The organism is Martelella lutilitoris, from assembly GCF_005924265.1.
Lineage (GTDB): Bacteria > Pseudomonadota > Alphaproteobacteria > Rhizobiales > Rhizobiaceae > Martelella > Martelella lutilitoris.
This window is the reverse complement of sequence record NZ_VCLB01000001.1, coordinates 544482-567091: the sequence shown is the minus strand read 5'-3', so window position 1 is coordinate 567091 and position 22610 is coordinate 544482. Positions and strand designations below refer to the sequence as shown.

The window sequence follows — 22610 nt, the reverse complement described above, 5'->3', positions numbered from 1 at the left end:
GCGGCCCTGCGGCCCTTTCGTCTCGAGCGGCCGGCCTTCTGGCTGACCGATCTGACTTCTTGCGATGCCCGCAGGAAGCGGGCGCACCGCCTCCCGCTCACCCATCCCCAATCGAGATCAGGCGCCGAAACGGGACTGCATTGTCTAAAACCGCGGAATGTCCGGCACAGGCCGGGCGGGCATGCGCAGCCGGCCTACCCCACCGGCTGGAATTGCTCCTCATATCGCGTCGCCCGTTCTGTCGAAAACGGCGTTCAGGCCTGACGCGATCTTGCCCTCCGCAGGCTTCCAAAGCCCGCTTCCCGACCTCCCAGACGGGAGCGCACGCGGAGGTTTTCGGTCTGAATGTATACGCAGATACATAATTTCAATCTAACCGTGCTTATACTTTAGCCCAGTATACGCGAGAAATAAACAAAATTAGCGCAAATTTCGAAGAAAAATCGGCTTTTATATACAAATTAGAATAAGTCTATCAACAGCTTGCGTATACATATTCCGTGAAGAGTGTCGGATTGACCAAACAACGTTGGAACCGACTTACGCGGCCTGCGTATGAAAAACCGGCCCGTCGCTTGCGCAGACGGGCCGGCCGGGTCATGGCTTTGCCTGGTCGCGATCCGGCTTGCCTTGCGGCGATCTCAGACAGCAGCCGAGGCGGGCGCGGCCACGCTGTGCCGGGCCGCCCAGTTGGCGCAGGCGCCGATGCCGCCCAGCGGGAAAAAATGGATCTGGGCCACGGCCGAGGCGCCGTCTCGCCTCGACGCATTGGCGAAATCGGCAAGAACATCCGTCGGCTCATAGGGCAGCACCAACTTGGACACATCCATGGCCCGGCGCTGCAGCACCTTGAGCGAGGAACCGACGCCGCAGGCGATCGCGAACTTGATCAGCGTCTGCAGCTTCGCCGGCCCGGCAATGCCGACATGAACGGGCAGGTCGACGCCGAAACCGCGCAGCCGTTCGATCCAGGCAAGCACGGGCTCCGCCTGAAAGGCAAACTGCGTGACGATCGCCATTTCGGCATCGGTCCGCTCGGCAAAGTCCTGTTTCCACCTGAGGGCGGCGTCGACATTGCCGGTCGATCCATCGGGATCGATATCCTTGTTGCCTTCCGGGTGGCCGGCCACGTGAAGCCGACTGAATCCTGCCTTATCGAAAAGCCCGGTCTCCATCAGCTGCATCGACGAATGAAACGCGCCGACCGGCGCGGCAACCCCGCCGGCCAGCAACAGCGCCTGGTCGACGCCGGCCTCGCCCTGATAGCGCGCGATCCAGTCTTCCAGCGTCGCCCTGTCCTTGATGATGCGGGCGGGAAAATGCGGCATGACGGGAAAACCGTCCTCCGACAGACGCCGCGCCGCGGCCACCATATCCTCGATCGGCGTGCCTTCGATATGAGCGATGTATACACGGGTACCGGCCGGCAGCAACGCCTTGAAATCATCCACCTTGGCCGCGGTGCGTGGCATGACCTCGATCGAAAAGCCTTCTATCAAGGGCTCGATGGCGGCTTTGTCAGCGGCGGACTGCTTGCCGCGCCTGCCCAGAAATCCAATCATTCCACAGACCCTCCTCCAGGTTGGGATGAATCAAATGTATACATTTAACTCTCGTCTGGCAAGCTTTTCGCCGATTCTTTCCGCAGGCATTCTTCTGACTGTATGCATGACGAGGCGCGCCCTGCCTTGGCATTTGCGACACCGCTGTGCCATCGACGCCTGCCGCAGCGCTCCTGCCCAAAGGTCGGGAGGCGCCCTGCCTGCAAACGGTTCTATTTTTCGAAGACGACGGTCTTCTTCCCGTTCAGCATCACCCGGCGCTGGAGATGCAGGGTGACCGCCTTGGCCAGCACCCGGCGCTCGATGTCGCGGCCCTTGCGGACCAGGTCCTCAGGCGTGTCGGCATGGGTGACGGCCTCGACGTCCTGGGCGATGATCGGACCCTCGTCGAGGTCCTCGGTCACGTAATGCGAGGTCGCGCCGATCATCTTCACCCCGCGCTCGAAGGCCTGATGATAGGGTTTCGCGCCCTTGAAGCCCGGCAGGAAGGAGTGGTGGATATTGATGCAGCGCCCCGACAGAAATGCCGAGAGATCATCAGACAGGATCTGCATGTAGCGGGCAAGCACCACCAGCTCAGCCCCGGTCTCATTGACCAGGGCCTTGATCCGGGCCTCCTGCTGCGGCTTGGTGTCCTTCGTGATCGGCAGGTGGTGATAGGGTATATCGCCCATCAGCGTCAGATTCAGCGCTTCCTTCGGATGGTTGGAGGCAATCGCGACGACCTCCATGTCCAGTTCGCCGATCCGGTTGCGGTAAAGCAGATCGCCGAGACAGTGATCGAATTTCGAGACCATCATCAGCACTTTCGGCCTGCGCGCCAGGTCCCACAATTCCCAGGTCATGCCGTATTCGGCTGCGAGCTTTTCCATCTCGGCGCGCAAGGCGGCCTCGTCACCGGGATATTCCACGACGACGCGCATGAAGAAAGTGCCGCTTGACGCATCGTCGAACTGGCGCGCCTCGGTGATGTCGCCATCAGCATGAGCGAGCAGTGTGGCAACCGCGGCGACGATGCCGGGGCGGTTGGCGCATTTGATGGTCAGGACATAGGACTTCATCGCAGGGATCTCCTCCAAACCGGGGCGCAGGAACCCGCCCCTTTCAGACAGCAGGCGTTCCCCTCCTTCCAGAGGCGAACGATCTTTCATTCCTTCATCGTGCCGCGTTGCGGCAGGGCTCTCCGGCCGTTTTCGGGCGCGCGTCTTCCCGCCGCCGGCGCGCAGGCCGTGCCGGCAGTCAGAGCTTCGATTGTCTTTCGCGGCATTGCCGGGCGGCGCCTTTTCGGTCAAAGGTCCCGCCTTTATGTCCAACGCAAGTCAGGACGCGACCCGCCGCGCCCGCAAACGCAACTAATTCATCATCGTGTTCGGCAGGATCAGCGTGATCTGCGGAAAGGCGATCAGCGCGATCAGCGTCGCCAGCATCGCGAACCAGAACGGCGTGACGCCTGCAAAGATGCGGGCGAGCGGCACGTCGCGGGCCACCGATTTGACGATGAACACATTGACCCCGACCGGCGGCGAGATCAGACCCATTTCCAGCGTCAGCACCACCAATACGCCAAACCAGATCGGATCGATCCCGAGCTGAGTGATCACCGGAAAATAGATCGGCATGGTCAGCACCAGCATGGCGAAGCCTTCAAGGAAGCAGCCGAGGACCAGATAGGTCAGCAGGATCAGCGCCAGAACCGTGAGCGGCCCGACCTGAAGACCTTCCAGGAAAGTGCCGACCAGATCGGGAATATGGGTGAGCGCCAGGAAGGGGTTGAGGATGTGAGCGGAAATCAGGATCAGCATCACCGCCGCCGTGGTCACCACCGAATCCTTGGCCGCCGTCCAGAAGGTGCGAGGCGTGAGCTTTCCGGTCGCCGCGCCGATGACGATGATCAGCCCGGCGCCGACGGCCGACGCCTCGACCGGCGAGAAGATGCCGGCATAGATGCCGCCGATCGTCAGGATCACCACCGAAAGCACCGGAAGCGCGCCGACGAGTTTTTTGGTCTTTTCCCCCATCGTCGTGCGCGGGCCGGCGGGGCCGAAGCCGGGCCTGAGCCAACACAGGATGGTGATCGTGGCGATAAACATCGAAAGCAGCAGGATGCCCGGCAGGACGCCCGCCAGAAAAAGCCGGCCGATCGACTGCTGCGTCAGGATGGCGTAGATGACGAAGCCGGTCGAGGGCGGGATCAGGATGCCGAGCGTGCCGCCGGCGGCAACCACCCCGGTCGACAGCCGGTTGTCATAGTTGAAACGGTCCATCTCGGCCATGGACACCTTGCCCATGGTGAGCGCCGAGGCGACCGAGGAGCCGGAAAGCGCGGCAAAGCCCGCGCAGCCGAGCACGGTGGCCGAGGCAAGCCCGCCGCGAAACCGCCCGACAATGGCATAGGCCGCATCATACAGCCTGCCGCTCATGCCGGTCACCGAGGCGACATTGCCCATGAGGATGAACAGCGGCACCACCACCAGTTCGGCAGACGAGGCAAGCGTGAAACTTTCAGAGGCCATCAGGCTCATCGCCGCCTTCAGGTCGCGCAGCGCCCAGATGCCGGCAAAGCCGACCGAAAACATCGCCAGCGCCACCGGCACGCGGATCACCAGCAGCACAAACAGGACGGCAAGGCCGATCAGGCCCACCAGCTCTCCGCTCATTCCCCGAACTCCCGCCTGGCGCGGCCGTGCGGACCGGACAGCGCCAGCTCCACGGCGCGGAGCGCCATGCCGATGGCGGTGATCAGCGCCATGACCGACAAGGCCCACTGGAAATACCATTTGGGCATGCGCACGATATTGGTGGCAAGCTTGAGCATCTGCGACAGTTTCGCGGAATCGTAGACGGTATAGGCAATGCCGGCGAAGATCGCCGCGCCGAGAAGCGCGGCGAAGATGTTGAGCCAGTGATTGAAGGCATCGGGGAAATGATCCTCGAAGACATCGACCGCGACATGGCCGCCGAGCTTGTCGCACAGCGCCATGCCGCCGAAGACGATGATGACCATGCCCATCTGGTAGAAGTCCTGCGCGCCGCGAAGCGGCGCGCCGAAGGCCCTTCCGATCACGTCCGCAAGCACGACCAGCGTCACGAAGATCAGTCCGAGCGTGCCGGCCAGCGCGGAGAGCGAAATCAGCCCGTCCGCGAGCTTGCGGAGCATGGCAAGCATGGTCTTATTCACCACGCATCGAGGCGAGAACGTCCTCGGCGCCAAGCTCGGTCACGATCTCCTCGGTCACCGGAATGGTGATCGCGCCGAAGGCCGCCGCCTGGTCGGCATCAAGCGTGATCACGGTCTTGTCCGGATCGGCCTCGAGCCCGGCGATCGTTTCTTCGGCAACCCGGTTCCACGCCGTCTCTGCGCTCTCGGAGAGGTATTCGCCGGCATATTTGTCGATCGCCGCCTTCTGCTCGTCGGAAAGGCCGTCATAGCGCGCCTGGCTCATGACCACGTAGAAGGTGAGGCGGCCGAGCGGCGCGCCGATCGTGTAGCTGTCGGCGACTTCGGAAAGCTTGAAGTCGGTGACGGCGGAGGCGCCGGTGACGACGCCGTCGATGAGGCCGGTCTGCAGCGCATTGTAGATCTCGCCGGCCGGCATCTGCACCGGGGTCGCGCCAAGCGCTTCCAGAACGGCGGCCGAGGTCGAGCCGGCGGCGCGGATCTTCAGGCCCTTCAGGTCATCAGGCGTGCGGATGTCCTTGTTCTTCATGATCAAGATGTTCGGCTCCGAGGTCCAGAGCGCAAGCGGTTTTGTGCCCGGAAACTCATCCTTGATCAGGTCCATGGAGCGCCAGATGGCCGGATAGCCGGGCGTTCCCAGATCAATCACGCCCGGCATTTCGGCGATCATGGTTTTCGGGAACTGCGACGAGGTATAGCCCGGCAGGCCCCAGACGATATCGGCGACGCCCTGGAGCACGCGGACATACTGTTCCAGCGGGCCCTTGCCGAGCTCGCCGCCGGGGTAGACGCGGATGGTAAGCTCATCGCCGACCTCGTTGGCGAGGCCGTCCTGCAGCGGCTCGATGACCGAGCCGGTCAGCGTGTGCTGCGGGGGAACGAAGTGGGCGAAAGACAATTCTTCCGCCGAAGAGGCCGCAGCAGCGCCGGCAAAGATCGCGGCGGATACGGCAAGAGTGCGCAGGGACCTGTAGATCATGATTCTCCTCCCCAGGTTTCATGACTGTGAGATTGAGCGCGCCCGCCTCCTTGCGGACACGCCTGATGCTTCATTTCGCACCGTTCCGGCAAAGCCACGCCGGAAATTCTGCAACTCCATATCGGTCGCGCTGCGACAGCAGCGAGATGCTCGACGGCCGGGAAACCCTCCTCGGTCTTTCCGGGAACCCGAGCCGGGCCCGCTTCGCCGGTTCTTGACCGACGGCATCCATCTTGACGCCGCGAAACGCGATGCAACCTAGCACATTGCCGGCCGCCGCCCTAGACAAAGGCGGCGGCGACTAGACGAAAGGGCGATCAGCGGCTCGCCTTGGTGCGCCAGCTGTCGGCGTAGTTCTCGCGCGCCTCGGCGGCATACGGCGTGGGCGAAACGCGCACGCGGATCTCGGCCTGGCGATGCGGCTCGACCGAAGTCTTCTGCGTGGCCTCCGGCTCGCCCCACTTCAGCGTCAGCACGTCGCCGACATTGATGTCCGGGCTGACGACGCCGAGCGACAGAACCCGGCGCTCATTGTAGGAATAGCCATTGAACATCGACATGCCGACCATCTTGTCGCCGTTCATGACCATGTCGGCGGTCGAGGACGCGTAATTGGGCTGCGGGAAGTCGATCCACTTGTAGGGCGTGCCTTCCTCGAAATTCGAGGCGATGACCTTCACGACATCTTCAGGATTCCACTCGAAGGTCACCTTCTTGCGGTTGGTCGACGCGTCCTTCAGCTTGGCGAGCGCCTCCTTGCCGATGAAATCGTCCTTCTTCCAGCCGATATAGAAGCCGTAACCGAGCTCGAACGGGTTGGTGTAATAGTCCTCGACATTGTCGGAGACGAAGGAGCCGCCGATGGAGCCGACCGCCTCATAGGCATCCGCCCCCAGCCAGTCGCGATAGTCCGCCATCATCCCGTCGCCCGAATAAATGCCCGGCAGCGGCGAGGGAATCCAGCCGGATTCCAGCGTGTTGGTGGAGTATGCGCGCGAGCCGACGCGGCGCAGGTCGACGCCGGTCTTTTCGGCAGCCTCAAGAATGGTCGACAGGATATAGGCCTTATCGGAATAGGGGCCCCAGATTTCCAGACCCGGCGCGCCGGCCATGCCGTGGCGCAGCGCCTGCACGCGCTTCGAGCCGACATTGATCCAGTCGACATGGAAGAACTTGATCTCGGGAACCGGACCGCCATTGATGGCGTCGAGGATCTTGTTCGCATCCGGACCCTGAATCTGGTAGCGATAATGCGTACGCAGCACGCGCTCGCCCTCGGGACGGGAATCCGAGCGGGGGTCATGGACGAGCCGGACGTTCCACTTGCCGATCGCGGCCTGGAACTTGGTCCAGTTGGCCGTCGGCTGGCGCCCGACGAGCACGAACTTGTCCTCACGCTCGCGAAAGATGATCATGTCGCCCACGACATGGCCCGCGGGCGTGACCGGCACGAAATGCTTGGCGCGGTTGAGATCGAAATTCGAAAACGCATTGATCCCGACATAGGCGAGAAACGCCTCGGCATCCGGACCCTCGACGATCAGTTCGTCCATGTGATGGGTCTGGTCGAACAGCACGGCGGTGTGGCGCCATGCCATCTGCTCACTGCGCCAGTTGGAAAATTCCGGCGCCACGACGGGGTATACATAAATCCCCGAACGCGAATTCCTCAAAAGCTCTACAGGGTTTGAAAACCCCTTCATTACAGTCGATAGGCTTTGACCCGACACTTTCTCGCTCCTCCCAGCTCGTAAGAAATGTATACATACATTTGCAATTCGGCCTCAAGAATGCAAGCGGAAAAACACCCCGCCTGCAAATTCTCGCGATACTGGCACGCGCTCAGGTCAGCGCTTGGTCGTTCGGCGCCACGAGCGCAAGGCCGGGCACCGCGCTGACGAGGTTACGGTCCTTGGAGAAGATATATTCGAGGTTCCGCCGCGCCGCGCAGGCATGTTCGCGCGCCAGAGCCTCCGCTCGCGATCCCTGCCGCTGGGCAATCGCGGTGACGATCTCGCGGTGCTGCTCCTGGGCCACCTGCAGCGAGCGGCGGAAGTCGGAAAGCTTGGTCTTGTCCGGCAGGAAGGCAGAGGGCGAGGCAAAGGGCAATTGCTTGGCGCGGGCCAGCTCGCGCTCCAGCGTGGCCGAGCGCGGCAGGGCGGCAAGCGCATCGTGAAACTCGCTGTTGAGTTCCGAATAGGTCTCGAAGTCCACCTCGTCGGGATGAACGCCGACACAGCCGTCAAGCGCGCGGACAATGGCGGAAATCTCCTTCAGCGCCTTCTCGCTCGCCCCGCGTTCGGCCGCCAGCCGCGCCGCCGTGCCCTCCAGCACGCCGCGCAGCTCGATCGTGTCCAGCACATCGGCATAGGCAAAGCTGCGCACCAGAAAGCCGCCGCTGCGGGCGCGCTCCAAAAGCCCCTCCTCCGCCAGCCGCGACATCGCCTCGCGCACCGGCGTGCGCGAGATCTGAAGGTCGTCGGCCAACGCCACCTCGAACAGGCGCGTACCGCCCGGAATGGCGCCGTCGAGGATCCGCTTGCGCAGCTCCACCAGCGCCCTCATCGTGTGGGTCTTCGCCGTCGTTTGCCTGTCCATTCCAACCTCCGGACCTGATGCGACCCGATGGACCGGGCCGTGAACGCCTAATGTATACATAGATCGGATCAGGGCAAGATCATCCGGCTCGTCAGCAAGGCCTCAAGCGTCTTTCGATCGATCTATGTATACATTATAGGCGATTCTTGGTTGATTTCCCCCCAATTTTTCGCTAATCCTCCAAAAATGTATTCACGATGGCGTTGGGAGGGCCGATCATGACCACATTGCTTCTCATCCCCGGCCTGGTGTCGGATGCCCGCGTGTGGCGCGCTGTTGCCCAGGCCGCGCCGGAATGGCTCGCCGTGGCCAATGCCGACATCACCCGCGAACCGACCATCGAGAGCATGGCGGCCTGTCTCCTGCGCGAGAATGACGGGCCGCTGATCCCCATCGGCCATTCCCTGGGCGGGCGGGTTGCCATGGAAATGGCGCACCAGGCGCCGGAGCGCATGCGCGGCCTCATTCTGGCCAATACCGGACATGACGGCGTGGGAGAGAACGAGGCGCCCAAGCGGCTCGCCAAGATCGCCCGCGGCTACGAGGACATGGCCGCCCTTGCCGCCGAATGGCTGCCGCCGATGCTCGCGCAGGGGATCACGCCGGACCCGGCGCTTGTCGACGACCTGACGGACATGGTGCTCAAGGCCGGGCCTGACGTTCATGCCCGCCAGATCCGCGCCATCATGGAGCGCCCGAACGCGATGGACTACATTCCCGCCATCACCTGTCCGGTGCTGTTGCTGACCGGCGCGCAGGACGGCTGGTCACCGGAAAAGCAGCATCGCGAGATCGCAGAGCAACTCGACAAGGCCGAGGTTCAAGTGATCGACGGCGCCGGGCATTTCATGCCCGTGGAGCGCCCGGCGGAAACGGTTGCCGCCATTACCGGCTGGCTCGATCAGCATAAGGAGGAGCTCAATGTCTGACGTGCTCGAAATTCCCGAAACCCCGCTCTTCGAACGCGAACGTTCGAAAAACGGCTATCGGATGAACAAGATGGCGATGTCGCTCGGCAAGCCGGAAAACCGCGCGGCCTTCATCGCCGACGAGGCGGCCTTTCTCGACAGTTTCGGCCTCGGCGCGGCGGAGAAACAGGCGGTCATGAGCCGCGACTGGCACAAGATGATCTCCCTTGGCGGCAATCTCTTCTTCATCCTGAAGATCGCGGCGATCGACCCGGCCAGCATGGCCGAGATCGGCGCGGCGCAGGCCGGCATGAGCCAGGAGGAATTTCTCAAGACAAGACTGGGGAAGGCGTAATGGCCGAAATCATTGGCGGCGTGGGCACCAGCCACGTGCCCTCCATCGGCGTGGCGCTCGACAAGGGACTTGCCGAAACGCCCGACTGGAAGCCCTTCTTCGACGGCTATATCCCGGGCAAGAAGTGGATGGCGGAGAAGAAGCCCGATGTCGCCGTCGTCATCTTCAACGACCATGGCAACACATTCTTCCTCGACCGCGTGCCGACCTTCGCCATCGGCGTCGCCGACAGCTACAAGCCGGTGGACGAGGGCTGGGGGCCGCGCGCCGTGCCCGATTTCGAGGGCGCCGCCGATCTCTCATGGCATATCGTCGACACGATGGTGGAAAACCATTTCGACCCGCTGGTCTGCCGCGAGATCGAGGTTGACCACGGCCTTCAGGTGCCGCTGGAACTGTTCTTCGGCCGTCCCGAACACTGGCCGGTCAAGGTGGTGCCGATCTGGGTCAACACCATCCAGTACCCGATCCCCACCCCGCAGCGCTGCTGGGAAATGGGCAAGGTGCTGCGCAAGGCGATCGAAAGCTTCCCCGGCGATGAGCGCGTGGTGATCATGGGCACGGGCGGGCTTTCGCACCAGCTTCAGGGCAGCCGCGCCGGCTTCATCAACCGCGAGGCCGACGAGGCCTGGCTTGATGGCATCGCCAATGACTACGAGAAATACCGGAACATGAGCCGCAAGGACTATGTCGACCAGTTTGGCTCGGAGGGCGCGGAACTGATCATGTGGCTGGTGATGCGGGCGGCGATGAACCCGCATGTGGAGATGAAGCACAGGCATTATTTTGCCCCCGCTTCGCTCACCGGCGCCGGCATGGTCGTGCTGGAGAATGCGTGATGGCGTTTTTCCTGATGCGCTGCCTGAACAATCCGGACGTCGATGAGTTGCGCGAAAAAATCCGCCCGCAGCACCGCGAATGGGTCGCTTCCGGCGGCAAGGGACTGGTCTCGGTGCTGATCGGCTCGGCGCTTGTCGATGACGAGGGCCGCTCCTGCGGCAATTTCGGCATATTGGAAGCAAAAAACCGCGCCGATGCCGAAGCCTTTGCCGAAGGCGACCCCTTTCGCAAGGCAGGCATCGTCGCGACCACCGAACTGACCCCCCTGCCCGATACGTTCCAGGCCGGGCGGATCAGCGAGCCGATGAGCCCGCGCCTTCCGGCAAACTGAACCGGCTCGCACGGGAAACGCCGACGGGAGGACGAGATGACGGCGAAGATCATTGACGGAAAGACCTTTGCCGCCCGCATTCGCGGCGCGGTGGCCTGCCACGTCTCACGGATGAAGGCCGAACATGGCGTGACGCCGGGCCTTGCCGTGGTTCTGGTTGGCGATGACCCCGCATCCGAAGTCTATGTCCGCGCCAAGCACAGACAGACCGTCGAGGCGGGCATGAACTCCTTCGAACACCGCCTGCCCGAAGAGATCGCCGCCGCCGATCTTCTCGCCCTCGTCGACCGGCTGAACGCCGATGACGCGGTCGACGGCATTCTCGTGCAATTGCCGCTGCCCGGTCATATAGCCGAAGCCGAGGTTCTGGCGGCGATCGACCCGGCGAAGGATGTCGACGGTTTTCACATCGAGAATGTCGGCCTTCTGGCGACCGGACAGAAGGCGATGGTGCCGTGCACCCCGCTCGGCTGCCTGATGATGCTGCAGGCCGAACACGGCGACCTCTCCGGCCTTGAAGCCGTCGTCATCGGCCGCTCCAACATTGTCGGCAAGCCGATGGCGCAATTGCTGCTTGCCGCCAACGCCACGGTCACCATCGCTCATTCCCAGACCCGCCACCTGAAGGCCGTCGTCAGCCGGGCCGATATCGTGGTCGCCGCCGTCGGCAGGCCCGAGATGATAAAGGGCGACTGGATCAAGCCCGGCGCGAGCGTGATCGATGTCGGCATCAACCGCATCGACGCGCCGGAGCGCGGACCGGGCAAGACGCGGCTGACGGGCGATGTGGATTTTGCTGCGGCAAGTACGGTCGCCGGCGCCATTACCCCGGTGCCGGGCGGCGTCGGCCCGATGACGATCGCCTGCCTGCTGGCCAACACGCTGACGGCTGCCTGTCGCCGTCGCGGGCTTGCCGAGCCGACAAACCTGACCGCCTGATGGCGCTGTGCGACGTTGGTCCAGAGCGGCGCAAGTCTCCTCCGGCGGCAACGCCGCGCGCCGCCCTGGACCCGCCTTTCTGGGCGACCCCCGTTTTCAAACCGGGCATGGCTTCCTATGCTGGGTCAGCAATTCAGGAAGGAATGTCATGACAATCGGATTTATCGGAACGGGCGAGATCACCAAGGCCGTGGTGACCGGCATGAGCACGGCGGACGGCGAGAAGCCGACCATTCTTGTCTCGCCGCGCAATGAGGAGATCGCTGCCGGACTGGCCGACCGCTTCGAGAATGTCGAGATCGCGGCGAGCAATCAGGACGTGATCGACGGCGCGGAGACGGTTTGTCTGGCGCTGAGGCCGGGCGATGCCGAAGAGATCGTCAAGACGCTGAAATTCGGCCCGTCCCACCACGTGATCAGCTTCATGCCGACCTTCAGCCAGGCGCGGCTTGCACGGATCGTCGCCCCGGCAACGCGGATCACGCTGGTGACGCCGCTGCCGGCGGTCGCCTTTCACGGCGGCCCGACGCCGGTCTTTCCACCGGATGAGGACGCAATCGCGATGTTCGAGCCGCTCGGCACCGTGGTCGCCGCCGAGACGGATGACGAATACCAGGCGATGTGCGTGGCGACCGCCTCGCTCGCCGGCGCCTTTGCCTATTACGAGACGATTGCCGACTGGCTTCAGGCAAAGAACCTGCCGGCCGACAAGGCACGGGCCTTTTCCGGCGCGGTGTTCTACGCGCTTGCCGCAACGGCCCGCAACGCGCCTGATATGTCGTTTTCCGAACTGACGCATGAATCGGCAACGCGCGGCGGCACCAATGAGCAGGTGCTCAAGCACCTGAAGGACAACAACGTCTATACCGCGTTTTCAAAGGCGCTTGACGGCATCTGGGATCGGTTCGAAAATGCGAAACCCTCTTCCGACTGACTGGACAAGATGATGGATACGCCGCAGCTTCTGGGATCGCTGGCGCTTGCCTGGACCGCCTATTTCATCGCTGTCGTCAGTCCCGGTCCGGCAACGCTTGCCATTGCCGGCACCGCCATGGGCCAGGGCAGGCGACAGGCTGTGGCCCTTGCCAACGGCGTTCTGACCGGCTCCTTCTTCTGGGCCGTGCTCGCCGGCGCCGGCATGGCCGCCGTGGTGACGAAGCTTGCCTATGGGCTGATAGCGCTGAAAATCATCGGCGGGTGCTATCTGCTTTATCTGGCCTACAAGAGCTTTCGCGCCGCGATGCGCGCGGATGCCGCCGACATGGCGCCGAAGATTGCCGGGCGTCTCAGCCTCGGCGCCTTCTACCGGCGCGGCCTCTATATCCACCTCACCAATCCGAAGGCGATCTTTGCCTGGGTTTCGCTCGTGTCCATCGGCCTGCCGAAGGATGCCGACCACGGCACCATCATCCTGTTCATCGCCGGCGCCAATATCATCGGCTTCCTGACCTTCAACGCGCTGGCGCTGATGTTCTCGTCCGACGTTGTCGTGCGCGGCTACCGCAAGGGCCGCCGCGCCATCGAGGGGACGATGGCCGCGCTCTTCACGCTTGCCGGCCTGAAACTTCTGACGACAAGGTTCTGACATGCTCGACGAAGACCAGATCGCAAACCGGCTCCTCGCTCTGGAACCGGGCGAATTTCATTTCCCGGAGCTCTACGGCGAAGGCTGGAACCGCCTCTATATCGGCGACAAGGTGAAGATCGGCCGCGAATTCCTCAACGCCGTGCGCAAGGGCCGCTTTCCCGGCGTGGAGGACACCGGCCGCAAGAAGGGCGGCGGCAGGCTTTATGTGAAGAACTGAGCTTCCTATTCCGCAGCCTGACTGCCCGAACCGAAGCGGTTCTCGATGTAATCGCCGACCATCGCCTCGAAATCGGCGGCGATGTTCGGGCCGCGCAGCGTCTTCGCCTTCTTGCCGTCGATGAAGACCGGAGCGGCCGGCGTCTCGCCGGTGCCGGGAAGCGAGATGCCGATATCGGCATGCTTGCTTTCGCCGGGACCATTGACGATGCAGCCCATCACCGCGACGTTCAGCGCTTCGACACCCGGATATTTCTCGCGCCAGACCGGCATGTTGCGGCGGATATCGGCCTCAATCTTGGAGGCAAGCTCCTGAAACACGGTCGAGGTCGTGCGCCCGCAGCCGGGACAGGCGGCGACCACCGGCACGAACTGGCGGAAACCCATGACCTGCAGCAATTCCTGCGCCACCTGCACCTCGCGGGTGCGGTCGCCGCCGGGTTCCGGCGTCAGCGAAACCCGGATCGTGTCGCCGATGCCGTGCTGCAGCACATAGCCCATGGAGGCCGACGAGGCGACGATGCCCTTGGTGCCCATGCCGGCTTCGGTGAGACCGAGATGCAACGCATGGTCGGAGCGTTCGGCGAGCATGGAATAAACGGCGATCAGGTCCTGAACCTGGGAGACCTTGGCCGAGAGGATGATGCGGTTGCGGGCGAGGCCGATCTCTTCGGCCAATTCGGCCGAAAGCAGGGCGGACTGCACGATGGCCTCGCGGGTGACGTCGCGGGCGGAAAGCGGCGAACCGGCTTCGGCATTTTCGTCCATCAGCCGGGTCAGCAATTCCTGGTCGAGCGATCCCCAGTTGACGCCGATCCTGACCGGCTTGTCGTAGCGGATCGCCATTTCGATGATCTCGGCAAACTGCTTGTCGCGCTTGTCGCGGAAGCCGACATTGCCGGGATTGATGCGGTATTTGGCAAGCGCCTCGGCGCAGGCCGGGTGATCGGCCAGAAGCTTGTGGCCGATATAGTGAAAATCGCCGACGAGCGGCACGTCGAGGCCGAGATGTTCCAGCCGTTCGCGAATGCGCGGCACGGCGGCGGCCGCCTCATCGCGATCAACCGTGATGCGCACCAGTTCCGAGCCGGCCTTGGAAAGGGCGGCGACCTGGGCCACGGTGGCATCGATATCGGCCGTGTCCGTGTTGGTCATCGACTGCACAACCACCGGCGCGCCGCCGCCGACAATCACGCCGCCGACATCAACCGCAACCGAGGCGCGGCGCGGCAAGGGATCGAAATTGCGGGGGGCGGCAAGCGTCATGATTTTCTCCGGAACGGCTTATGCCAAGGATCAACCCTTCAGGTGGTACAACGGCGCGGTCTTGTCAACTGTCAGCCCACCCGGTCGCGATCGGCGTAGCGCATCAGCGGCGCCAGCAGGAAGACGATGACATGAAGAAGCGACAATCCGGTGAAGATCGGCGAGAAGCCGGTGTGCTCCGCCAGAAAGCCGATCAGCGACGGAGCGACGAGAATGCCGGAATAGCCGAGCGTGGTCGTCACCGAAAGGCCGATGCCCGGGGCCATGCCCGGCAGGTTGCCCGCGGCCGAAAAGGCGATTGGCACCATGTTGGAAATGCCGAGCCCGGCAATGGCAAAGCCGAGGATAATCAGCGGCGTGGAGGGCGCGAGGCCCGCGAGCAAAAGGCCGGTGACCGAAAGCACGGCGCAGATCCGCATGGTTTTGACGCCGCCGAGGCGGTCGCGCACATGGTCGCCGGCGAAGCGCATCGTCGTCATGGAAAGCTGGAAGGCGGCGAAGCCGAAACCGGCAAGGGCGATATCGACGCCGCGTTCATTGCGCAGATAAAGCGCGCTCCAGTCCATGATCGCGCCTTCGGGGATCATGGAGAACAGCGCGACGATGCCGATCAGCCAGGGCAGCGGCGTCATCGGCAGACGGATTTTCTGCTGCCGCTCCTCCCCGGAGGGCGTATCTTCGACAAGGCGCGGAAAGCCGATCGCCAGAAACAGGCCCGCCAGAGCGGTAGCCGCAATTGCGTGGCCGAGCGGCCCCGTCATTTCGATCAGAAAGCCGCCCATCGCGGCGCCAAGAAGTCCGCCCAGGCTCCAGAAGGCGTGGCAGGAGGACATGATCGCCCGATGCTCGACCTTTTCGACGGCGACCGTATTGGCGTTCATCGACACGTCCATCGATGCCATCAGCCCGCCGAACAGAAAAAGCACAATCGCCGCCAGCCAGATCGCGTTTGAGAGCGTAAGCAGGATCAGCATCGGCAGGAACATCAGCGCCGAGACCTTGCCGACCTTTGTCGAGCCGAAGCGGGCGTTGAAGACGCCCGTCAGCGGCATGGCCAGGATCGAGCCCACGCCGAAGACGAGGATCATCAGACCGAGTTCGCCCTCCGAAAGGCCGAGCTTTTCTGCAAACACCGGGATCTTGGGCGCCCAGGAGCCCATGTAGAAGCCGTTCATGAGAAAGAGCAGCGAGACGCCGAGGCGATGGGGCGACATGTAGCGTCGCGGGCGGCCTGTCTCTTCAAGCAGGGTGTCGATCATTGGTTTTCTCGTCATGCGGTGATTTCAATCAGGTTGCCGTCCGGGTCCGTCAGGACGGCCTCGTAGAAGCCGTCGCCGGTCCGGCGCGGCGCGCTCGCCAGAAAGCCCTCCCGCTCCGCATCGGCCGCCAGCCGGTCGACGGCACCGATACTGCCGAAGCCGATGGCGATGTGGGCATAGCCCGGGCGTTCGGCGGACGGGTCACCCGCCGGGCCGAGCCAGGGCGCCTGCATGATCTCGATAGCAGGCCCGTCTGTCAGCGTGATGAAGCGCGAGACGAAGCCGGGGCGGCGGCGGCTTTCGTAACGCGCGCCGGCATGCGCGGCGAAGACGCGTTCATAAAAAGCCGCAAGCCGGTCGAGATCGGCGGTCCAGAGCGCCACGTGGGCAATGCGGGTGACAGTCATCGTTCCGCTCCCTTCCCGATCAGCTCCAGGCCGGTCTCCTCGAGCGCTGCCCGCGCCGCGGCGTCGAGCGTTTCCGGAACAGCCAGCGCGTCGAGCGCATCAAGCGCGATGACGCTGCAGGGGGCGCGCGTGGCAAATTTTGCCGCCGTCATGGCGGTGACCACGCGGCGGGCGCAGGCCGCTGCCTCGCGCTTGAACAGGGCGTCCTCGTAGTGAAAACAGGTCAGTCCCGCCTCGACGTCGATCCCGCAGGCGCCGAGCAGACAGAGATCGAAATGGAAAGCCTGAAGGTCTTCGATCGCGCCCGCGCCGATGGCCCCGCCGACCTCGCGGTGGATGCGGCCGCCGATCATGATCAAATCGAGCGTCTGGTGACCATCAAGGGCAGCGGCAATTGCCGGCGCATTGGTGACAATCACACCACCGAGGGTTTCCGGCAAAGCGCGGGCGGCGGCGATGTTCGTGCTGGAGGCATCGAGAAATACGCTCATGCCATCGCGGATTTCACTGGCAAGCAGGCGACCGAGCGCCTGCTTCTCCGCGTCATCCTTGTTGTCGCGGGCCTTCAGCGGACCCGAAGCCGGGGCGACGGGCAACGCCCCGCCATAGACCCGCTCGCACAGGCCGCGCGCGGCCAGCTCTCTCAGGTCGCGGCGGATCGTGTCTTCGGAAACGGCGAATTCAGTCGCCAGATCAGCAGCCAGAACCCGGTTGCCGGTGTTCAGCCGTTTCAGAATGATGTCCTGTCTTTCGCGGATCAGATGCATGGCCTCGCCCAAATCGTGCACAATCGTGCATAATCCGGTTTAAGCGTGCGTGCAAGGAAATTTCGCATTCAGGCGGAAACATCTTGCACCCGCGAATATGCGACAAGACAGACAGATAGAGCGATTCTGCACTTCCATGAAAAGCCGGAGCCGCTCTAGAGCGCCGTGCATCCATTCGGATGCACAAAGGACGCTCTAACTTATTGAATCTACGCATCGTGCTTTCCGAAAATCGATTCCGATTTTCGAGCCGATGCGCTAGCGTTTGGTAAGACAGCCACTCTTGCGGCGCCATGTCAAAAAGGGCCCTCACCAACACGCACCACCGTCATGTCGGTCTTGTGCTGGCGTCCAGGGCCAAATCGGCAAGATCATCTTGTTTGGGGCCTCGACACCGAGAGCGTCGTCCGCCCCGGACACCGGATCAAGTCCACTGGAGACCGATTTGGCCGTCAGCCGCTTCCTTGATGGGCATTTCCCCTTCCGCCAGCGTCATGCTCGGGCTTGACCCGAGCATCCAGGCGATGCTGGCCATCGAGTTCGGATAAGAATCGTGCGGTCATTTGTCGTGTAGCCAGGATCCTCGGGTCAAGCCCGAGGATGACGCTGAATGGGGTGGATAGGATCTTGTTCAATCGGATAGGCAGAGAAAAGGCGATGTTCTGAAATCTAGGAAGTTGCGCAAAATCCGGCGATTTCAAACCTCTTCGACGTTCTCGAAACCTGAAACCCGCCCGCTTTGGCCCAAGGGCCGGCTAACGGTGGACAACAGCGCTTGCCAGCAACAGACAATGTCAGTCGGGTGCGAGCCGCCTTGACGACGGCTCGCCGATCTCATGTCACGCCGCCTTGGACTTGTTCTGGCGGTTCTCGATGAGGTCGTCGACGACGCCGGGGTCGGCGAGCGTCGATGTATCGCCCAGCGCACCGAAATCGTCCTCGGCGATCTTTCTGAGGATACGTCGCATGATCTTGCCGGAACGCGTCTTCGGCAGGCCGGGGGCGAACTGGATCTTGTCGGGCGTGGCGATCGGGCCGATTTCGGCACGCACCCACTTGATCAGCTCCTGCCTGAGCGCCTCGTCGGGCTCGTGCTCGCTCATCAGCGTGACATAGCAATAGATGCCCTGCCCCTTGACCGGATGCGGATAGCCGACAACGGCGGCCTCGGACACGAAGTGATGCGAGACCAGCGCGCTCTCGATTTCCGCCGTGCCGAGCCGGTGGCCGGAAACATTGAGCACATCATCGACGCGGCCGGTGATCCAGTAATAGCCGTCCTCGTCGCGCCGGCAGCCGTCGCCGGTGAAATATTTCCCCTTGTAGGTGGAGAAATAGGTCTGGACGAAACGGTGATGGTCGCCATAGACCGAGCGCGCCTGTCCCGGCCAGCTGTCAGTGATGCAGAGATTGCCGTCGGCCGCCCCTTCCAGCACATTGCCCTCATTGTCGACCAGCTGCGGCTGCACCCCGAAGAAGGGTTTTGTCGCCGAACCGGGCTTCAGATCGGTGACGCCCGGCAGCGGCGTGATCATCATGCCGCCGGTCTCCGTCTGCCACCAGGTATCGACGATCGGGCAGCGCTCCTCGCCGACGACGCGGTAGTACCATTCCCAGGCTTCCGGATTGATGGGTTCGCCAACCGAGCCGAGCAGGCGCAGGCTTTCGCGCGAGGATTTCTTCACCAGATCGTCGCCCGCCCCCATCAACGCGCGGATCGCGGTCGGCGCCGTGTAGAGGATGTTGACCTTGTGCTTGTCGACCACCTCCCAGAACCGTCCGGAATCCGGGAAGGTCGGCACGCCCTCGAACATCACCGTCGTGGCGCAATTGGCGAGCGGTCCGTAGACGATATAGGAGTGGCCGGTGACCCAGCCGACATCGGCCGCGCACCAGAAAATCTCGCCCTCCTTGTAGTCGAAGACATATTCATGGGTCATCGAGGCCCAGACGAGATAGCCGCCGGTGGTGTGCAGCACGCCCTTCGGCTTGCCGGTGGAACCGGACGTATAGAGGATGAACAGCGGATCTTCCGCGCGCATCTTCACCGGCGGGCAATCGCCCTTCACCGTCTTGATTTCCTCGTGATACCAGAGGTCGCGCCCGCGCGCCCAGCCGACATGACCGCCGGTACGGCGCACGCAGAGCACATGGTTGACCATGACATACTGTTTGGCGGCGATATCGATGGCGAGGTCGACATTTTCCTTCAGCTGGATCGGCTTGCCGCCGCGCACGCCCTGATCGCAGGTGATGACGAAGGTCGATTCGCAATCGACGATGCGGCCGGCGAGCGCCTCCGGCGAGAAGCCGGCAAAGACCACCGAATGAATGGCGCCGATGCGCGCGCAGGCGAGCATGGCGAAGGCCGCCTCCGGCACCATCGGCATGTAGATCGTCACCCGGTCGCCCTTCTTGACGCCGTGCTTCTTCATCACGTTCGCCATGCGGCAGACCTGATCGTAAAGCTGGTTATAGGTGATCTTCTTGTCGATATAGGGGTTGTCGCCTTCCCAGATGATGGCGGTCTGTTCCCCGTGCGTCTTCAGGTGCCGGTCGATGCAGTTATAGGAGACATTGGTCTGTCCGTCCTCGAACCACTTGATCGAGACCCGGCCGGTAAACGAGGTGTTCTTGATCTTGGTATAGGGCTTGAACCAGTCGATCCGCCGGCCGTGCCGGTCCCAGAAGATTTCCGGCTCCTCGACACTTTCCTTGTACCATTTCTCGTATTTGTTGGCGTCGATCAGAGCGCGCGTCTTTGCCGGCTTCAAAACCGGATATGTCTTGCCTGACATACTTTCCTCCTCAGAAATTCCTCCGTTGCCCCATTCATACAGGCTCACGCGATGTCTTCAATAAGACATTCGTCAATTGTTTCGACGTGATTGCATTCGAAGCGCTAAGGGATTATATGAGGCCCAACTATTCCCGGAAATTGTGGCAAACACCCACGGACCGCGACACCGGCGCGGACGACAGAAGGACTTTATCCAATGGCACAAAAGCTGCTTATGCCCAAGGCGACAGCCGTATGGCTCGTGGACAACACGGCCTTGTCGTTCGATCAGATCGCCGAACTCTGCAAACTCCACCCGCTGGAAGTCAAGGCCATTGCCGACGGCGAGAGCGCGCAGGGCATCAAGGGCCTCGACCCGATCTCGACCGGCCAGCTCTCGCGTGACGAGATTGCGCGCGCGGAGAACAATCCGAACCACAAGCTGAAGCTCTCCGAGCCGAAGGTGCGGGTGCCGGAATCCAAGCGCAAGGGCCCGCGTTACACGCCCGTCTCCAAACGCCAGGACCGCCCCAATGCCATTTTGTGGCTGGTGCGCAATCATCCGGAACTGAAGGACGCGCAGATTTCGCGCCTCGTCGGCACCACCAAGTCGACGATCGAGCAGATCCGTGATCGCACCCACTGGAACTCGGCAAACCTGACGCCGATGGATCCGGTGACGCTCGGCCTCTGCAGCCAGATCGACCTTGATCTCGAAGTCGAGAAATCCGCCAAGGATCGTCCCCTTCCGTCTGCCGAGGAACTCGACAATGCCCGCCTCGCCTCGGCTGCGGAAATGGAAAGCCTCGGCGACAGCGTCACCGGGCGGGACGACGACAAGGGAATGTCCGCCGACGAGGTGTTCTCGCGCTTTGCCTCGCTGAAGAATGAAAGCGACGAAGACGAGGATGACGACAACCGCTGATCAGCGGCATTCGTGTCCGTCTGAGGATCGAAGGGGGCCGCGCGCCCCTTTTTTTTCAGGCGGCTGTCGAGGACTGATCGTTCAGGCCGCGCGCATCGAAGGCGGCGCGGGCGCGGGAAATCTCGTCGCCGTTTTCCTCGGTCCAGGTGTAGAGCGCGATGACATGGGCGCGCAGCGACTGACCGAGCGCCGTCAGCTCATACTCCACGCCGACGGGCGACGTCGGCAGCACCTTGCGATTGACGACGCCATTGCGCTCGAGCTTGCGCAGCGTGTCGGTCAGCGCTTTCTGGCTGATGCCCTCGAGTTGCCTCTTGATCGCGTTGAAACGGTGCGGGCCGAAGCCAAGCATGGTCAGAACCATGATCGACCATTTGCCGGAAATCTGATCGAGAATCTTGCGATTGATGCAATCCACCTGGAATTTGGGGCATCGGGATGGATCATGCGCCATAGGTCACCTCATCTATACCTAGGCAACTCATAATGCCTTATTGACACTAAGTCCATAATTTATACCTATGCCGCCAGAAGTCCTCCCAAGGCTGTAAAGGAAACCGAAATGTCAAACTCCGCCAATGAGGCCCTGTTCCGGCCCTTCAAACTCAAATCGCTTGAACTGAAGAACCGGATCGTGATGGCGCCGATGACGCGCGGCTTTTCGCCGGAAGGCGTGCCCGGTCAGAATGTCGCCGATTACTATCGCCGCCGCGCCGAGAGCGATGTCGGCCTGATCCTCTCCGAGGGCACCGTCATCGACCGCCCGAACTCGAAGAACCTTCCCGGCATTCCGGATTTCCACGGCGACAGAGCGCTCGCAGGCTGGAAAAACGTGATCGACACGGTTCATGCGGCCGGCGGCAGGATGGGGCCGCAGATCTGGCATGTGGCCAACACCATTGCCAGCGCCGATTATCCGCCGAACCCCGATGAGACCGAAAGCCCTTCCGGTTTCGTCAAGCCGGGTGAGAAGCGCGGTCGCGCGATGAGCGAGGAAGACATTGCCGACACAATCGCCGCTTTTGCCAGGGCCGCGGCGGATGCCGAGCGTCTCGGCTTCGATGTGGTGGAACTGCACGGCGCCCATGGCTATCTGATCGACCAGTTCTTCTGGCCGGAGCTCAACATGCGCGAGGACCGCTGGGGCGGTCCGGCGATTGGCGAGCGCGCGCGCTTTGCCGCCGAGGTGATCAAGGAAGTGCGCGAGGCCGTTTCCGACGCCATGCCGGTGATCATTCGCCTCAGCCAGTGGAAGCAGCAGGACTACAATGCGAAGATCGCCACCACGCCGGAGGAGATGGCCGAATGGCTTGAACCGCTGGTGGATGCCGGCGCCGATATGCTCCACTGTTCGCAGCGCCGCTTCTGGGAACCGGAATTCCCGGAGATTGACGGCGAAAATGGCCTCAACTTCGCCGGCTGGGCGAAGAAGATCACCGGCGTGCCGACGATTTCGGTGGGCTCTGTCGGCCTTGACGGCGCGGACTTCCTCGGCTCCTTCGGCGGCGCTGAGACCTCCGCCTCGGCCTCCGGCCTTGAGAAACTGGTCAGCCGCATGGAAAAGGACGAGTTCGATTTGATCGCCGTCGGCCGCGCGCTGATCAAGGATCCCGAATGGGTGAAGAAGGTCGAAGCCGGCGAGATCGACAAGCTTCAGGCCTTTTCACGTGAAACGCTCGCCGAGCTTGTCTGAGTTTTGCAAAGGAGGCCGGA

General features: G+C 62.8%; 23 protein-coding genes. 10 read left to right on the top strand and 13 right to left on the bottom strand.

The features are described 5' to 3' along the window. Positions 1 to 641: 641 nt before the first annotated feature. The 7 genes from FF124_RS02680 to FF124_RS02650 form a co-directional block, all read right to left on the bottom strand. The gene (locus FF124_RS02680) at positions 642 to 1562 is read right to left on the bottom strand and encodes a methylenetetrahydrofolate reductase (protein ID WP_138746923.1); all 921 of its coding nucleotides are present in this window, start codon (positions 1560 to 1562) and stop codon (positions 642 to 644) included. Positions 1563 to 1774: 212 nt separating this feature from the next. After that, positions 1775 to 2623 carry a formyltetrahydrofolate deformylase gene (gene purU / locus FF124_RS02675; RefSeq protein ID WP_138746922.1) on the bottom strand — a complete coding sequence of 283 codons (849 nt, stop codon included), beginning with the start codon at positions 2621 to 2623 and terminating at the stop codon, positions 1775 to 1777. A gap of 291 nt (positions 2624 to 2914) precedes the next feature. Further along, positions 2915 to 4219 carry a TRAP transporter large permease gene (locus FF124_RS02670; RefSeq protein WP_138746921.1) on the bottom strand — a complete coding sequence of 435 codons (1305 nt, stop codon included), beginning with the start codon at positions 4217 to 4219 and terminating at the stop codon, positions 2915 to 2917. Continuing rightward, entirely contained in the window at positions 4216 to 4728 is a 513-nt protein-coding gene (locus tag FF124_RS02665; RefSeq protein WP_138746920.1) for a TRAP transporter small permease, read from the bottom strand. The genes FF124_RS02670 and FF124_RS02665 overlap by 4 nt, the downstream gene beginning before the upstream one ends. Positions 4729 to 4732: 4 nt before the next feature. Further along, on the bottom strand, positions 4733 to 5719 hold the full coding sequence (locus FF124_RS02660) for a TRAP transporter substrate-binding protein (protein WP_138746919.1): 987 nt from the start codon (positions 5717 to 5719) through the stop codon (positions 4733 to 4735). Between the two features lie 317 nt (positions 5720 to 6036). Then, positions 6037 to 7422 (bottom strand): vanillate/3-O-methylgallate O-demethylase, encoded by a 1386-nt coding sequence (gene ligM / locus FF124_RS02655; RefSeq protein ID WP_187326786.1) that lies wholly within the window; start codon positions 7420 to 7422, stop codon positions 6037 to 6039. A 139-nt stretch (positions 7423 to 7561) separates the two neighbouring features. Further along, positions 7562 to 8317, bottom strand: coding sequence for a GntR family transcriptional regulator (locus FF124_RS02650; RefSeq protein WP_138746917.1), 756 nt, complete (start codon positions 8315 to 8317; stop codon positions 7562 to 7564). Between the two features lie 218 nt (positions 8318 to 8535). Between FF124_RS02650 and FF124_RS02645 the strand changes: the two genes are divergently transcribed. The 8 genes from FF124_RS02645 (at position 8536) to FF124_RS02610 (ending at position 13495) form a co-directional block, all read left to right on the top strand. Continuing rightward, complete coding sequence (locus tag FF124_RS02645; RefSeq protein ID WP_187326779.1) at positions 8536 to 9246, top strand: alpha/beta fold hydrolase; 711 nt, start codon at positions 8536 to 8538, stop codon at positions 9244 to 9246. Next, positions 9239 to 9580, top strand: a complete 342-nt coding sequence (locus tag FF124_RS02640; RefSeq protein ID WP_138746916.1) for an extradiol ring-cleavage dioxygenase — start codon at positions 9239 to 9241, stop codon at positions 9578 to 9580. The genes FF124_RS02645 and FF124_RS02640 overlap by 8 nt, the downstream gene beginning before the upstream one ends. After that, positions 9580 to 10419, top strand: a complete 840-nt coding sequence (locus FF124_RS02635) for a class III extradiol dioxygenase family protein (protein ID WP_138746915.1) — start codon at positions 9580 to 9582, stop codon at positions 10417 to 10419. The genes FF124_RS02640 and FF124_RS02635 overlap by 1 nt, the downstream gene beginning before the upstream one ends. Continuing rightward, positions 10419 to 10751 (top strand): YciI family protein, encoded by a 333-nt coding sequence (locus FF124_RS02630; protein ID WP_138746914.1) that lies wholly within the window; start codon positions 10419 to 10421, stop codon positions 10749 to 10751. The genes FF124_RS02635 and FF124_RS02630 overlap by 1 nt, the downstream gene beginning before the upstream one ends. Positions 10752 to 10787: 36 nt before the next feature. Next, on the top strand, positions 10788 to 11690 hold the full coding sequence (gene folD / locus FF124_RS02625; RefSeq protein WP_138746913.1) for a bifunctional methylenetetrahydrofolate dehydrogenase/methenyltetrahydrofolate cyclohydrolase FolD: 903 nt from the start codon (positions 10788 to 10790) through the stop codon (positions 11688 to 11690). A 148-nt stretch (positions 11691 to 11838) separates the two neighbouring features. Next, the gene (locus tag FF124_RS02620; protein ID WP_138746912.1) at positions 11839 to 12624 is read left to right on the top strand and encodes an NAD(P)-binding domain-containing protein; all 786 of its coding nucleotides are present in this window, start codon (positions 11839 to 11841) and stop codon (positions 12622 to 12624) included. A gap of 12 nt (positions 12625 to 12636) precedes the next feature. Continuing rightward, the gene (locus FF124_RS02615) at positions 12637 to 13275 is read left to right on the top strand and encodes a LysE family translocator (protein ID WP_246072148.1); all 639 of its coding nucleotides are present in this window, start codon (positions 12637 to 12639) and stop codon (positions 13273 to 13275) included. A 1-nt stretch (position 13276) separates the two neighbouring features. Continuing rightward, a complete protein-coding gene (locus FF124_RS02610; RefSeq protein ID WP_138746910.1) occupies positions 13277 to 13495 on the top strand; it encodes a DUF1413 domain-containing protein in 219 nt (72 codons plus the stop codon). Positions 13496 to 13500: 5 nt separating this feature from the next. Here FF124_RS02610 and ispG read toward each other — a convergent pair whose 3' ends face one another. From ispG to acs, 5 genes are all read right to left on the bottom strand, one after another. Continuing rightward, positions 13501 to 14760: a flavodoxin-dependent (E)-4-hydroxy-3-methylbut-2-enyl-diphosphate synthase gene (ispG, locus tag FF124_RS02605; protein WP_138746909.1), complete on the bottom strand. Its 1260-nt coding sequence runs from the start codon at positions 14758 to 14760 to the stop codon at positions 13501 to 13503. A gap of 71 nt (positions 14761 to 14831) precedes the next feature. Continuing rightward, complete coding sequence (locus FF124_RS02600; RefSeq protein WP_187326778.1) at positions 14832 to 16019, bottom strand: MFS transporter; 1188 nt, start codon at positions 16017 to 16019, stop codon at positions 14832 to 14834. A gap of 11 nt (positions 16020 to 16030) precedes the next feature. Beyond that, positions 16031 to 16426, bottom strand: coding sequence for a VOC family protein (locus tag FF124_RS02595; RefSeq protein ID WP_138746908.1), 396 nt, complete (start codon positions 16424 to 16426; stop codon positions 16031 to 16033). Further along, positions 16423 to 17193: a DeoR/GlpR family DNA-binding transcription regulator gene (locus FF124_RS02590; protein ID WP_138746907.1), complete on the bottom strand. Its 771-nt coding sequence runs from the start codon at positions 17191 to 17193 to the stop codon at positions 16423 to 16425. Before FF124_RS02590 ends, FF124_RS02595 begins: the two co-directional genes overlap by 4 nt. Before the next feature lie 839 nt (positions 17194 to 18032). Next, positions 18033 to 19991, bottom strand: a complete 1959-nt coding sequence (gene acs / locus FF124_RS02585) for an acetate--CoA ligase (protein ID WP_138746906.1) — start codon at positions 19989 to 19991, stop codon at positions 18033 to 18035. Positions 19992 to 20189: 198 nt separating this feature from the next. Here acs and FF124_RS02580 point away from each other — a divergent pair, with 198 nt between their 5' ends. Beyond that, positions 20190 to 20897, top strand: a complete 708-nt coding sequence (locus FF124_RS02580) for a DUF1013 domain-containing protein (RefSeq protein WP_138746905.1) — start codon at positions 20190 to 20192, stop codon at positions 20895 to 20897. Between the two features lie 55 nt (positions 20898 to 20952). Here FF124_RS02580 and FF124_RS02575 read toward each other — a convergent pair whose 3' ends face one another. Beyond that, a complete protein-coding gene (locus tag FF124_RS02575; protein ID WP_138746904.1) occupies positions 20953 to 21315 on the bottom strand; it encodes a winged helix-turn-helix transcriptional regulator in 363 nt (120 codons plus the stop codon). Positions 21316 to 21459: 144 nt separating this feature from the next. On the opposite strand from FF124_RS02575, the gene FF124_RS02570 reads away from it, so the two are divergent. Next, complete coding sequence (locus tag FF124_RS02570) at positions 21460 to 22590, top strand: NADH:flavin oxidoreductase (RefSeq protein WP_138746903.1); 1131 nt, start codon at positions 21460 to 21462, stop codon at positions 22588 to 22590. Positions 22591 to 22610: the final 20 nt, after the last annotated feature.

What these genes read in the sequence shown, in the direction of transcription:
- FF124_RS02680 (WP_138746923.1), bottom strand. Translation starts at nt 1,562, where the DNA reads ATGATTGGATTTCTGGGCAGGCGCGGCAAGCAGTCCGCCGCTGACAAA.
- purU (WP_138746922.1), bottom strand. Translation starts at nt 2,623, where the DNA reads ATGAAGTCCTATGTCCTGACCATCAAATGCGCCAACCGCCCCGGCATC.
- FF124_RS02670 (WP_138746921.1), bottom strand. Translation starts at nt 4,219, where the DNA reads ATGAGCGGAGAGCTGGTGGGCCTGATCGGCCTTGCCGTCCTGTTTGTG.
- FF124_RS02665 (WP_138746920.1), bottom strand. Translation starts at nt 4,728, where the DNA reads ATGCTTGCCATGCTCCGCAAGCTCGCGGACGGGCTGATTTCGCTCTCC.
- FF124_RS02660 (WP_138746919.1), bottom strand. Translation starts at nt 5,719, where the DNA reads ATGATCTACAGGTCCCTGCGCACTCTTGCCGTATCCGCCGCGATCTTT.
- ligM (WP_187326786.1), bottom strand. Translation starts at nt 7,422, where the DNA reads ATGAAGGGGTTTTCAAACCCTGTAGAGCTTTTGAGGAATTCGCGTTCG.
- FF124_RS02650 (WP_138746917.1), bottom strand. Translation starts at nt 8,317, where the DNA reads ATGGACAGGCAAACGACGGCGAAGACCCACACGATGAGGGCGCTGGTG.
- FF124_RS02645 (WP_187326779.1), top strand. Translation starts at nt 8,536, where the DNA reads ATGACCACATTGCTTCTCATCCCCGGCCTGGTGTCGGATGCCCGCGTG.
- FF124_RS02640 (WP_138746916.1), top strand. Translation starts at nt 9,239, where the DNA reads ATGTCTGACGTGCTCGAAATTCCCGAAACCCCGCTCTTCGAACGCGAA.
- FF124_RS02635 (WP_138746915.1), top strand. Translation starts at nt 9,580, where the DNA reads ATGGCCGAAATCATTGGCGGCGTGGGCACCAGCCACGTGCCCTCCATC.
- FF124_RS02630 (WP_138746914.1), top strand. Translation starts at nt 10,419, where the DNA reads ATGGCGTTTTTCCTGATGCGCTGCCTGAACAATCCGGACGTCGATGAG.
- folD (WP_138746913.1), top strand. Translation starts at nt 10,788, where the DNA reads ATGACGGCGAAGATCATTGACGGAAAGACCTTTGCCGCCCGCATTCGC.
- FF124_RS02620 (WP_138746912.1), top strand. Translation starts at nt 11,839, where the DNA reads ATGACAATCGGATTTATCGGAACGGGCGAGATCACCAAGGCCGTGGTG.
- FF124_RS02615 (WP_246072148.1), top strand. Translation starts at nt 12,637, where the DNA reads ATGGATACGCCGCAGCTTCTGGGATCGCTGGCGCTTGCCTGGACCGCC.
- FF124_RS02610 (WP_138746910.1), top strand. Translation starts at nt 13,277, where the DNA reads ATGCTCGACGAAGACCAGATCGCAAACCGGCTCCTCGCTCTGGAACCG.
- ispG (WP_138746909.1), bottom strand. Translation starts at nt 14,760, where the DNA reads ATGACGCTTGCCGCCCCCCGCAATTTCGATCCCTTGCCGCGCCGCGCC.
- FF124_RS02600 (WP_187326778.1), bottom strand. Translation starts at nt 16,019, where the DNA reads ATGATCGACACCCTGCTTGAAGAGACAGGCCGCCCGCGACGCTACATG.
- FF124_RS02595 (WP_138746908.1), bottom strand. Translation starts at nt 16,426, where the DNA reads ATGACTGTCACCCGCATTGCCCACGTGGCGCTCTGGACCGCCGATCTC.
- FF124_RS02590 (WP_138746907.1), bottom strand. Translation starts at nt 17,193, where the DNA reads ATGCATCTGATCCGCGAAAGACAGGACATCATTCTGAAACGGCTGAAC.
- acs (WP_138746906.1), bottom strand. Translation starts at nt 19,991, where the DNA reads ATGTCAGGCAAGACATATCCGGTTTTGAAGCCGGCAAAGACGCGCGCT.
- FF124_RS02580 (WP_138746905.1), top strand. Translation starts at nt 20,190, where the DNA reads ATGGCACAAAAGCTGCTTATGCCCAAGGCGACAGCCGTATGGCTCGTG.
- FF124_RS02570 (WP_138746903.1), top strand. Translation starts at nt 21,460, where the DNA reads ATGTCAAACTCCGCCAATGAGGCCCTGTTCCGGCCCTTCAAACTCAAA.